Consider the following 12,299-nt stretch of genomic DNA (forward strand, 5'->3'; position numbering starts at 1 on the left):
TAAAATGGATTTAAGCTTATTTATTACATATTGGCCAATGTTATTGAAAGGATTGCTATACACACTTTATGTCTGTTCTTTAAGCATAATAATAGCGTTAATTGGTGGTTTATTACTGCACTTGATGAGTCGACTCCAATCTCCTTTTATTAGCTTTATTTATGCTACTTACTTAACTATTTTTCGTGGAACACCTTTACTCGTTCAAGTTTATTTAGTGTATTACGGTGGTCCATTTATAGGTATTGAACTCAGTGCCGAACAAGTAGGTATTTTAGGTTTGGGCTTATACGGTGCAGCCTATTTTTCAGAAATATACCGTTCCGGCTTTGCAAGTATTCCCAAAGGTCATATAGAAGCTGCTTATGATTTAGGTTATTCACGTATTCAAGTACTAAGGCATGTTCAATTACCACAAATGCTAGGGCTAATTATTCCTCCAGGAATTAACCAGACCATTATCCTAATTAAAGAGTCTGCGATTCTTTCTATTATTACAGTCGCAGAGCTCACTACCGCAGCAGTAACCATGTCAACACAGACATTTAGTGTTATCGAGCCTTATCTATTTTTAGCCGTTACTTATTGGGCAATCACCTTTTTAGTTTCAAAAGCAGGCCAATGGTGTGAAAAAAAAGCCACTATTCACTTGCTTCATACTAATTAAATATTCAAGGAAAAATTATGGAAAAGAGAGCTCACAAAGCAATCAAATTGGTTAATTTAAAGAAGCATTATGGAGATAACCAAGTTTTAAAAGGCATCAATCTTGATATCAATTATGGAGAGGTAGTATGTATTATTGGCGGATCCGGCTCAGGAAAAAGCACTATGTTAAGGTGTATGAATTTTCTTGAAAAATATGACTCAGGTGAAGTGCAAATTAATGGAAAATTATTAGGTTATGGCTCAGATGCACAAGGTAATTTCCAATTAGCACCAAACCAAATAGTACAAAAGGATCTGTCCGAAGTATGCATGGTATTCCAGCAATTTAATCTCTGGCCACATATGAGTGTATTAGAAAATGTAATGTCTCCATTATTACGAGTACATAAACTTAATAAACAAGAGGCAAAAACCAAAGCACTACAAGTACTTGAAAAAGTAGATATGGCTCATAAAGCTGATGCTTATCCGGGACATTTATCCGGTGGACAGCAACAGCGAGTTGCTATTGCTCGTTCTTTAGGAACAGAACCTAAAATAATGTTATTTGATGAACCAACTTCAGCATTAGATCCTGAATTAGTAGGAGAAGTATTAAAAGTTATGAAGTCATTAGCACGAGACGGAATGACTATGGTAATAGTGACTCATGAAATGGGATTTGCAGCGCAAGTATCTGATAAAGTAGTATTTCTTGCCAAGGGTTTAATAGAGGAGCAAGGGGATCCTAAAATACTATTTAGTCAACCTAAATCAGAAAACTTAAAAAGTTTTTTAAGTACTTGGGCAGAGCGTAATAGCGGAATCAGTTAATATAATTAGTGTTATTTATTAATCCGATGTTATCGGATTAATAAATTAGCTTTCAGAAAAATCACCTCTAAGACTTTTTACCAACTATGATTCCAAGTAATGGCAATATCTCGCCCTAGAATAAGATGAAGACACATCAAACTGATGTGAATTAACGTATACCAAAACCGAACGTAAAATGAGCACTAGGAAAGTAATAATGACTCCATGTCCTCCCTTAACTTTTATTACATTACAAGAGCGAGTTACTTAAGAAAGCTTACAATGAAAAGAAAAGCATTCAGGTGTTATGATGTGATAGCTTATATAAAATACAAGATATAACTCCATATATCTCTGTCACTAGTTGTAAAACATAGAAATTAATTAGAATAACTCAAGTATATTAAAAGTAACCACAACAATATAATAGCGCAACTAACTTTCTAACTTGGAATGTGTAAAAAACGATTACCTTCTACAAAATGAAATGCATGTAAGCTTTTTAATTAATACCGATAATAATTGGATATTGGCAACTTATTGGGCAAAGCCAAGTAAACATACCTTAACCGAAATTTAATATGTAACTAAATCGGTCCTATTCTATAAATGAGCGCTCACAGCAAAGGCCATAATATTATATTTGCATTAAATATCGAGCAGTTCAAAGTAGGCTATTTATCACACCCTAAAAACTCATTGAGTTTACTCATTATATTTGAACAATCTCATTTTCTTTTGTTATTTCTGAGTGGATTGATACGCTAAATCACATAGGTTAAGGTGTTTGCTTGTGGTTATTTACAGCAAGGTAAAACAGACTATTTATCATCAGGGTGTTGTTGTAAATATGCTTTTTTAGCCAAGTGTTGGTTTTGGGTATTATCAGTCATTTTTACTTTGTAGTGTAAACCCGCTTTCCCTAACATATGAGCGGCAACGGGTGCTGTGATCAGCAAAAACATGCTGATTAATACTTCTTTTAAGTCCACATGACCAAGTTGAAAGCTGAAATATATCATCGATGCCATTAAAATACAGGCAACCCCTAGCGTACTGGCTTTCGTTGGTGCGTGTAAACGAGTAAAGTAATCTGGGAGTTTTGCTAAGCCAATAGAGCCGATTAGCATAACAATGCTACCAAAAACCAATAATATACTCACCACTACTTCTACAAATACAGTCATTTGTCTTCCTTATTCGATAATATCGCCACGTAATAAGTACTTACAAAAAGCTGAAGTACTTACAAAACCAAGAACCGCAATTAATAACGCACCCTCATAATAAATCGCGGAACCTTGATGAATGCCTAACAAGATGATCAGCGCAATACTATTTATGTACATAGTATCAACGGCAATGATTCTGTCTGGTGTCGTGGGGCCAATGATTAAACGCCAAGCATTCAAGGCTAAAGCACAACAAATTAACGCACAAGCAATCAGTATAGCGACACTTAACATCCGAAAATCTCCTTTAAAGGTGCTTCATAACGTTCTTTGATAAGCTTAATTAATGCCTGCTCGTCTTCAAGATGCAGCACATGAACATATAACCATGTTCTGTCATCTGACAATTCAACACTCACCGTACCCGGTGTTAATGAAACACTACTGGTAAAAATAGCGAGTGGCACAGACTCTTTAATGTCCAAAGGCACTGCAATGAAAGCAGGCTTTAAAGTGCGATTATTTTGTAATACACGCTTCGCTACATCGTAATTAGAGACAACAATGTCAATTAATAAACGAAACGTGTAGGTCACCGCCTTGATAGGTTTTTTTGCGACTGCTGCTTCTTCACTCAGTGGGGCAACAATCCAAGGGATAGCAATAGCAAACACAGCCCCTAACACCATATGTCCACGACTAAAGTCATGCAAAATTTGCCACACTAACCATAATAATATGCTGTGGTAAGGGGTGGGAAACCAAACGAATTTGCGAACTTTATCCATTATTTAGCGACCTCGTTAAGTTGTTGTAAACTCAAACCTGCTTTAAGTTGCTCTGCAGCCAATTGCGTATAATCACTTACTGGTCCTCCAAAAATAACCATCAAAGGGAGTATCACGACCAATAAACCAATGGCTAAATATTGAAGTGGATGACCTTTTAGTGCACTAGTGTTTTCACCATTGGTTCGCCAAAACAATGAGGTACCCGCACGTGATAAGGCGATTAAAGCAATCAATCCTCCCACTAGTATAATTGGGAAAACCCACATTGCCTCACTTGCGTTAGTGACTGACTGTAAAATCAATGCTTTACCAACAAACCCTGATAGTGGCGGCATACCAATTAAAGCGATGGCTAATAAAGCAAAAATAAAGCCCAAAATGCCTGCTTGTGGCATTGCTCTAGCGGCAACAAAACGATCTTCTGCTTGACCACGTTGTTGTTGGATTAATCCTGCTAACAAGAACATAGCAGCACAAGCGATTGTACTATGTAGTAAGTAATAAATTCCTGCTGAAGTGGCCTGTACTGTGTTCAAACTAATGGTCACCAATAGCGTACCGACGGATACGATGACCAAGTTACTACAAAGCACCCGCAAACTTTTACTCGCGAGTACTGCAATGGCACCAATAGCAATCGTTAATAAAGCAATCGGCCACAACCATGGTAAGGCGATATTCGCCAGTTCACCAGCTTGGTCACCAAATATCACTCCATGTACTCGCCAAATACTATAAATACCCACTTTAGTCATAATCGCAAATAATGCAGCGACTGGTGTACTTGTAGACGAGTAAGCCTTAGGCAACCAAAAGTGCAAGGGAAGCATCGCCGCTTTCAAGCCAAAAACTGCCAATAACAATAAGGCCCCTGACTTGGCAATCAGTAATTCGTTGCTGGAGAGCAGTGGAATTCTATCAGCCATATCAGCAAAATTAAGTGTCCCTAACGTGCCGTACAATGTACCTAGTGCAAATAAAAATAAAGATGAACCAATTAAGTTAAGAAATACATAATGGATATTAGCTTGTGTCCGTTGCTTGCCCCCTCCGTGTATCATGAGAGAGTACGAAGCGATTAACAACACTTCGAAAAACACAAATAAGTTAAACGCATCACCGGTTAAAAATGCCCCGTTAATCCCCATTAGTTGGAACATAATGAGTGTGTGAAAAAACGCGCCAGTTTTATCTTCTCCAGCACTCGCGTACATGGTAACCGCTAAGCCTAAAATAGCACTTAAACAAACCATTAATACCGAGAATAGATCAGCGACTAATACAATGCCAAAAGGAGCGGACCAATCACCAAGTGCATACACTTGAATACCTTGTGCCTGAACTTTGAATAGTAGCGAAAAGGCAACCACGACCATTAAAATATTAGCGGTGATGCTCACTACACGTTGTTTGCTTAAGGAGTTACTTAAACCTGGAAAAAGTAGAGCAACAGCCACAAAAAAAGGTATTAATACTGGGAAAATAACTAAGTGGTCAAACAAACTCATTAGGATTTATCCTCAGCTAAAGGGTCAAAAGGTTCTAAACCATCTACGTGATCACTGCCTAAATCTGCGCGTCCTCGCATTGCTAAAATCACAGCAAAAGCGGTCATGGCAAAGCCAATAACAATCGCCGTTAGTACTAACGCCTGCGGTAGTGGATCTGCGTAATTTTCACTACTGCTAAGTACTGCTGGTGCGCCGATGGTTAGTCCACCACTGGCAAATAAAAACAAGTTAACCGCGTAAGACAATAAAGTAAGCCCAATAACTAATGTAAAAGTATGACCACGTAGCATTAAAAAGATGCCACAGGTACTCATGAAGCCGACACAAACTGCGTAGACTAATTCCATTATCTTTCTCCTACTGTGAGTCGTTCTGTTGTCGTTAACTTGCCTAAGCTCGCTAATATAAGCAATGTCGCACCAATAACAGTGAAGTAAACACCGATATCAAATACCAATGCACTAGCAAGCTCGAATTTACCTATCCAAGGTAACGAAACATATTCAAACCAAGAGGTTAAGAACGGTCTACCAAAGATCCAACTACCCAAGCCAGTTAATCCAGCGATCGTTAGTCCAATCGCGATCATATAGTGATAACTCACACTGACTCTTTTAGCCATCCAATCAACACCGTGTGCCAGATATTGTTGAATTAGCGCAATCGAAGTAATTAAACCAGCAATGAAACCACCGCCAGGTAAATTGTGTCCGCGCATAAATATATAAGCTGAAATAAGCAAAAATAGTGGCAACAAACTTTGTGAGACAACCGATAATAATACAGGATATTTATCTTTAGCCCATAATCGCCCAGCGTAATCTTTAGTGCGCACTGATAAACGCATGCGAGCAATTAGCTTGTGAATACCTAATGCAGCAATCCCAAGTACCGTTATCTCGCCAAAAGTATCAAAACCACGGAAATCAACCAGAATAACGTTCACCACATTGGTTCCGCCACCGCCTGTTTTCGCATTAGCCAAGAAGAATGCAGAAATACTATCCAAAGGATGGGTCATTAAAGCAAAACAAATACTACCAATAATACAGCCTATGAATGATGCCACGGTCAAGTCGCGTACAAAATGACTAGGACGACTTTTACTCGTTGGGGTTTGCTGAGGGAAAAAATAAAGCGCCAGCAATAACAAAATAACCGTTACAATTTCTACCGATAGTTGAGTAAGCGCTAAGTCGGGAGCAGAGAAGTAAGCAAAGGTTATCGAAACGACTAAACCGACTAGTGACAGCATTAATAACGCAATGAGACGGTAATGGCTCCAAATAATGGTGGCGAGCGAACCTGCAATAATCAAAATAGCAGCAACAAGTACAGCACCATTGATAGGCGTACCGGGCACACTTCCTCTCGTTGTATCGAGTTCAAACAAAGGCGGTGCTATCAGCAATAAAGCGAAGAAACAAAGACAAAAAGCATAACGCTGTAAAGAACCGTTTTCTAATATCATGGTTATTTTTTGCGCCCACGTTACACAAGCCTGAATACAACCTTCAAATACTAATTTTGCATCAATATCAGGAAACATCCCTGCAAATTTAAATAAATGTTTACGGTTCAAGTAAATCGCAACACCACCCATAATCGCCATCCCACTCATTAGCAATGGGAGATTCAATCCATGCCAAATGGCTAAACTATATTCAGGTAACGTATGGTTAAGGACCGCCAATGAAGTACTTTGTAACAATGGACCAATAGTATAGTTAGGAAAAATACCGACCAACAAACAAATCGTCACTAAAATTTCCACAGGAACACGCATATAACGTGGTGGCTCGTGTGGTGTTTTAGTTAAGCCTTTAGGCTCACCGTTAAAAAACACATCATGAATGAAGCGCAGTGAATAAGCGACAGAAAAGGCAGCGGCAATCGTCGCTAAAACAGGAATTAACCAAGACATAGAGCCTAAAATGCTTTGTTCTAAGGTTTCAGCAAAGAACATTTCTTTAGATAAAAATCCATTCAACAGAGGCACACCTGCCATCGATGCAGAGGCAACCATCGCTAACGTCGCAGTGATAGGCATGTATTTCCATAGCCCATTAATTTTACGCATATCTCGCGAACCAGATTCATGGTCAATAATACCTGCAGCCATAAATAATGACGCTTTAAAAACGGCATGATTCATGATGTGAAATATTGCAGCAATCGCAGCTAATTCGGTATTTAAGCCAAGTAACAGTACGATCAAACCAAGATGACTGATAGTCGAATAAGCTAACAGCCCTTTTAAATCATGTTTAAATAATGCAGTGTAAGCCCCCAATAACATAGTAAATAAACCGGTTAAAGAGACCACCACAAACCACACTTCCGTGCCGGCTAATACTGGGTAAAAACGCGCTAACAAGAAAATACCTGCTTTTACCATAGTCGCCGAGTGCAAATAAGCACTGACCGGCGTAGGAGCAGCCATTGCGTGAGGCAACCAAAAATGAAATGGGAATTGGGCAGATTTAGTAAATGCACCAATTAAAAATAGACTTAAAATAGCTAAATAATAAGGACTTTGTTTTACCAACTCACCACTGTTGAGGACAACATCTAATTCGTAACTACCAACGACCTGACCTAATAGGATAATCCCAGCTAATAACGCTAAACCACCAGCACCGGTAATAGTCAGCGCCATTCTAGCGCCTTTACGTGCATCACTATTATGTGACCAAAAACCAATTAGCAGGAACGAGCTAATACTGGTTAACTCCCAATAGAACCAGAGTTGTAGCATGTTGTTTGACATAACAATGCCGAGCATGGCCGTCATAAACATAATCAAATAACAGTAAAAACGCCCCATATGGTCTTTTTCAGATAAATAGTAACGCGCATATAAAATAACCAGTAGACCAATCCCCAAGATCAATATACTGAATAATGCAGCTAAGCCATCGAGCCGAAATGATAACGATAAACCTAATTGAGGGATCCACTCAATACTCTTGCTAAAAGACTCCCCATCCAATACCGCTGGTAAATCGAGAAAAATCAAGCAAAGCGCTAAAGCCGGTAACAAGGCCGTTGCCAGCGTACATGCGCTACGATTAAGTTTATTGGCGAGTAAGGGAACGATAATCCCGAACATGGGTAAAAATGGCACCCAGAAATAATGCATTTAAGCGAAGCTCCGTTAGCTAAGTGGTTGGTATTCCCGACCACGATAATGATTAATTGGATAAAAATCAACGCCTTATTATGTCCAAAATTACTAAAGCACTGATTATAAAGACTTTCTATTTTCGCACTTAAGTTACCATTCAAATAATGTTTTTATTACGGTTATTTTTTGGTTGAACTGATACTTGCTCTCCCCTGATAAAATGCAATAAAGCGTATTTATACCAAGGCTGTTGTTTGGATCGCTATTAAAGTCAAACAGTATTCGTTTTCATTATTATAGGACTAATCATATTGAATGTTTATTTAATATGATGTGTTCTCACTCGTTTACTATCCAATCGAATATATCAATAATTGTGTTGATTTTGAAACACTAAGCTTGTTATGTAATGACTTGAATTGTACTGCTGAAGAATTGCTTGAAGTTTATTACGAATCAAAAAATAACGTACAAAAACAAAAAATAGGCTTGCTCTACAAGAAGTAGGCAAATTTTTATCTTTCAACCACTTTTATCAAACGCCAGAAACAAAAAAATCAACCATAAGGTTGATTTCTGTGTTCTTCAATAAGAAGAAAATTTGGAGCGGGCAGCGGGAATCGAACCCGCATTATCAGCTTGGAAGGCTGGAGTAATAGCCATTATACGATGCCCGCAAATCTAGCATCAAGTAGCGTAAGCTACAAAGCAAAAAACAATGCTGTGCATTGTTATTTACTGTCTCACTGTGACAAGTGAGAAAAAATATGGTGGAGGGAGGTGGATTCGAACCACCGAAGCTTTCGCGACAGATTTACAATCTGTTCCCTTTGGCCACTCGGGAACCCCTCCAGTACTTAGATGGTGCCGACTACCGGAGTCGAACTGGTGACCTACTGATTACAAGTCAGTTGCTCTACCTACTGAGCTAAGTCGGCGCTGTCTAAGTGCCGCGAATATTAAAGAACTTGAGGACTCCTTGCAAGCCTTTCTTAGAAAAAAAGAGTAGTTTTTTGATTGTTTGCTTAAAAAAAAATCAATTTGGTGTTTTTCGACTAATTATTCGCCAAACGTAAGGATATTTCACCACCTATGTAAGGTTTTATTTCATTGTCTATTTCTAGCAATAAAGCGCCTTGCTCATTAATACCTCTGCAAATGCCCGTTTGTACATTATCAGCAACAATTAAATTAACTTGTTTATTAAGAAAGTAATCCAATTCAAACCAACGATCTAAAAATGGGGCTAAGCCTTTTTCTTCATAATCACTTAATAAAGAGTGTAGTTCTTTAATAAGCAAGCCTGACAACTGATTACGGTCAACAGGTTGTGTACTGATATTATTTAAATCTATCCAAGGTTGGTCAATTAATTTACCTTGCTGCTCAGGCATTCTCACATTAATACCAATACCAATGACACTATGACAAACGTCCGAGGCTTGTGCGTTTAACTCTATCAAGATTCCTGCGAGCTTTTTCCCTTGATAATAAAGATCATTAGGCCACTTTAAGCCTACACCATGTAATCCTAGCTTTTCTAATGCATTAACCGTTGCAATGCCCACCAGCAAACTTAAACCCGAAGCTTTATCTATGCCAGCTTCTAAACGCCAGTACATTGAAAAATATAAATGAGAAGCAAAAGGAGAAACCCATTCTCTGCCTCTACGACCACGCCCTGCAGCTTGGTACTCTGCTATACAAGTTTGGCCGTTGCTAATGTTCGGTAATTTATCCAATAAATATTGATTAGTGGATTCAAGAATTTGCTCTACATGGACATTATCTACGCCACTCACTTGTTGGATGATGTGTTGATTTAGTAAGGTTAGAGGAACGGCACTGCAATAACCTTTACCAGTGACTTTATAAATATCTAAACCGATTTCCTGCAACGCTTTTATATAGTTATTAACAGAGGTTCTTGATACACCTAACAGTTCACCAATTTTTTCACCAGAGTGAAACTCTCCATCAGCGAGTAAAGCAATGAGTTGATTACCTTTTTCATTTAATTCAGACATTTTCTATTACCTGTAGCAAATTGGTTTCACCTTGCGCATCAATAAATCGAACTTCATGCTCTAACAATACAGCGAACTTATGTAAGACTTGCTCTCTAACATGCCATGCTAATTGAATAACATCGGATGCCGTTGCTTTACCATCTTCGTTAATAAGTACTAATGCTTGTTGCAAATGAACGGCGGCGCCACCTATTTTTTTACCTTTTAACCCGCATTGGTCAATTAACCAACCTGCGGCCAATTTTACCGAACCGTCATGCTGTGGATAATGTGGCATATCAGGATGATGAGATAACAGTTGTTCACTCAAGTTGTCACTAACAATAGGATTTTTAAAGAAGCTACCAGCATTACCTAGCACTTTAGGATCGGGTAATTTTTCGCTGCGAATACGACACACACTATCAAAAATTTGTTGTGCGCTCACTGATGACTCAGTTTCATCAAGCCCTTGTAATAAACCGTATCGACAATGTGCTTGCCATTGCTTAGGCAATTTAAGTGAAACTGACGTAATTAATGCACGATCTTTTAATTCACCTTTAAAAATACTGTCTCGGTAAGCAAACAAACAACCTTCATTGCTAAGGGTTTTAAGTGTGCCCTCTTCTAAATCAATATAGTCTACGCTAGTACAGAAGTCTTTAAATTCAACACCATAAGCACCAATATTTTGTACTGGTGCAGCGCCTACAACACCTGGAATCAATGCAAGGTTTTCTAAACCATCAATACCCTGTGCAACCGTATCTTCTACAAGTTCATGCCAATCTTCACCGGCAGCCACTTCTAACAAGTAATCTTGATTATGTTCGCTTTGAGTTATGCCCATTAATTCAACTTTAATCACCAAGCCGCTAAAGTCATTACAAAATAACGTATTGCTTCCACCACCTAATACTAAAATAGGTTTGTTCGCTGCGCGTGTTTTTTTAATTAATGCCAATAATTGAGGTAATTCAGATAATTGCTGAAAATGAAAAAGGAGATGCGCATGAGCATCAATTGAAAAGCTATTAAAAGCCTTGAGCGAGCTGTTTTTTTCAATCATGATAAAACCTTATGGCGTTAATATGGCTGCACTAATTTTTTAATGAGAAAGTATTGCTAAGTCAGTGACGAATAACTAGTTTACCTTATCAAGCACCTGAAACAAACGACCGGACTTTAAATGGACCTTAATTCACTGCAATTTAGCCAGTTACAAAAAGAACACATTCCTTTGGTAAATCAATTTTATAAGCAGGTTTATAAGAAGGGCCTTGCGAATAAAAGCGAGCAAGTGTTTGTATTGAAAACAACCCAAATACTGTGTGCAGCACGTTTAAAAGAAGTACAAGGTAGTTTGCTATTAACTGGAGTGGCTTGTTTAGAGGAACATCGTAAACAAGGCCTCGCAAGCTTGTTGATTACTCATTTATTAACAACACAGCAACAGAATATTTATTGCTTTCCTTATCCACACTTGCAAGTATTTTATGAAAAGCTTGGTTTTACACTTTACGATCCTGAGCAGTTACCCGAAAGATTAGGTAGTCAATATCAAAATTATAATAATCGTAAACATTTGTTATGCATGGTTCATAAGCATTAGTATTCAAACCTATGTTGGATACTAATGCGCTACACAATACTTCAATTCACTCAAATAAGTTAAAAACGATTTGAATAGGCTTAGCAATTATTCAAATAAACTTAATAAGTCTGCATAACCTTGTTCTGCCATTTTATCTTTTTCAATAAAACGTAATGAAGCAGAGTTGATACAGTAACGTAAACCTGTTGGTGCTGGTCCGTCGTCAAAGACATGTCCCAAATGAGAGTCTGCACCGGTACTTCTGACTTCGGTGCGTTGAGAAAATAGTTTAGTATCAATTTTTTCCGTCAATTCTATTTGTGCAATAGGCTGCGTAAAACTTGGCCAACCACAATGTGCATCAAACTTATCTAACGAACTGAATAATGGCTCACCTGACACAATATCAACATAAATGCCTGGTGCAGTGTTATCCCAATATAAATTATTAAAAGGAGGCTCTGTGCCCTCTTCTTGCGTCACTTGATATTGAAGATTGTTTAATTGTTGTTTTAATTCGTCTTGCGATGGTTTTTTAAATTCGCTCATTACTTTTCCTCTTTATTTTATGTACTCGATAATACGACTTTATTAGTAGAAATAAAACGCCAAAAACACTGCGGTCTTT

The 12,299-nt window shown here is 38.1% G+C and carries 12 protein-coding genes and 3 tRNA genes; 3 read left to right on the forward strand and 12 right to left on the reverse strand.

All coding sequences use genetic code 11. From position 1 onward, the window contains the following. Positions 1–4: 4 nt before the first annotated feature. Together GQR59_RS16320 and GQR59_RS16325 are read left to right on the forward strand one after the other, a co-directional pair. Entirely contained in the window at positions 5–667 is a 663-nt protein-coding gene (locus GQR59_RS16320) for an amino acid ABC transporter permease (RefSeq protein ID WP_160064468.1), read from the forward strand. A 17-nt stretch (positions 668–684) separates the two neighbouring features. Further along, entirely contained in the window at positions 685–1,482 is a 798-nt protein-coding gene (locus GQR59_RS16325; protein WP_160064470.1) for an amino acid ABC transporter ATP-binding protein, read from the forward strand. An 803-nt stretch (positions 1,483–2,285) separates the two neighbouring features. Here GQR59_RS16325 and GQR59_RS16330 read toward each other — a convergent pair. The 11 genes from GQR59_RS16330 to murB form a co-directional block, all read right to left on the reverse strand. After that, a complete protein-coding gene (locus GQR59_RS16330) occupies positions 2,286–2,651 on the reverse strand; it encodes a Na+/H+ antiporter subunit G (protein ID WP_160064472.1) in 366 nt (121 codons plus the stop codon). Positions 2,652–2,660: 9 nt separating this feature from the next. Beyond that, complete coding sequence (locus tag GQR59_RS16335) at positions 2,661–2,930, reverse strand: K+/H+ antiporter subunit F (protein WP_160064474.1); 270 nt, start codon at positions 2,928–2,930, stop codon at positions 2,661–2,663. Beyond that, positions 2,924–3,424, reverse strand: coding sequence for a Na+/H+ antiporter subunit E (locus GQR59_RS16340; RefSeq protein WP_160064476.1), 501 nt, complete (start codon positions 3,422–3,424; stop codon positions 2,924–2,926). The genes GQR59_RS16335 and GQR59_RS16340 overlap by 7 nt, the downstream gene beginning before the upstream one ends. Beyond that, complete coding sequence (locus tag GQR59_RS16345) at positions 3,424–4,935, reverse strand: monovalent cation/H+ antiporter subunit D (protein WP_160064478.1); 1,512 nt, start codon at positions 4,933–4,935, stop codon at positions 3,424–3,426. The genes GQR59_RS16340 and GQR59_RS16345 overlap by 1 nt, the downstream gene beginning before the upstream one ends. Further along, positions 4,935–5,285 (reverse strand): Na+/H+ antiporter subunit C, encoded by a 351-nt coding sequence (locus GQR59_RS16350; protein WP_160064480.1) that lies wholly within the window; start codon positions 5,283–5,285, stop codon positions 4,935–4,937. Before GQR59_RS16350 ends, GQR59_RS16345 begins: the two co-directional genes overlap by 1 nt. Further along, complete coding sequence (locus GQR59_RS16355; protein WP_160064482.1) at positions 5,285–8,080, reverse strand: monovalent cation/H+ antiporter subunit A; 2,796 nt, start codon at positions 8,078–8,080, stop codon at positions 5,285–5,287. Before GQR59_RS16355 ends, GQR59_RS16350 begins: the two co-directional genes overlap by 1 nt. A gap of 587 nt (positions 8,081–8,667) precedes the next feature. After that, positions 8,668–8,742 (reverse strand) — tRNA-Gly (locus tag GQR59_RS16360). Positions 8,743–8,833: 91 nt separating this feature from the next. Then, positions 8,834–8,917: transfer RNA gene (locus GQR59_RS16365), tRNA-Tyr, on the reverse strand. Between the two features lie 10 nt (positions 8,918–8,927). Beyond that, positions 8,928–9,003, reverse strand: a tRNA-Thr gene (locus GQR59_RS16370). Between the two features lie 117 nt (positions 9,004–9,120). Further along, positions 9,121–10,092, reverse strand: a complete 972-nt coding sequence (birA, locus tag GQR59_RS16375; RefSeq protein ID WP_160064484.1) for a bifunctional biotin--[acetyl-CoA-carboxylase] ligase/biotin operon repressor BirA — start codon at positions 10,090–10,092, stop codon at positions 9,121–9,123. After that, entirely contained in the window at positions 10,085–11,146 is a 1,062-nt protein-coding gene (gene murB / locus GQR59_RS16380; RefSeq protein ID WP_160064486.1) for a UDP-N-acetylmuramate dehydrogenase, read from the reverse strand. Before murB ends, birA begins: the two co-directional genes overlap by 8 nt. Positions 11,147–11,266: 120 nt before the next feature. Here murB and GQR59_RS16385 point away from each other — a divergent pair, with 120 nt between their 5' ends. After that, a complete protein-coding gene (locus GQR59_RS16385; RefSeq protein ID WP_160064488.1) occupies positions 11,267–11,689 on the forward strand; it encodes a GNAT family N-acetyltransferase in 423 nt (140 codons plus the stop codon). 87 nt (positions 11,690–11,776) lie between these two features. Here GQR59_RS16385 and msrB read toward each other — a convergent pair whose 3' ends face one another. Continuing rightward, positions 11,777–12,220, reverse strand: coding sequence for a peptide-methionine (R)-S-oxide reductase MsrB (msrB, locus tag GQR59_RS16390; protein WP_160064490.1), 444 nt, complete (start codon positions 12,218–12,220; stop codon positions 11,777–11,779). Positions 12,221–12,299: the final 79 nt, after the last annotated feature.

Origin of the sequence: Psychromonas sp. L1A2 (assembly GCF_009828855.1) — a bacterium.
GTDB lineage: Bacteria > Pseudomonadota > Gammaproteobacteria > Enterobacterales > Psychromonadaceae > Psychromonas.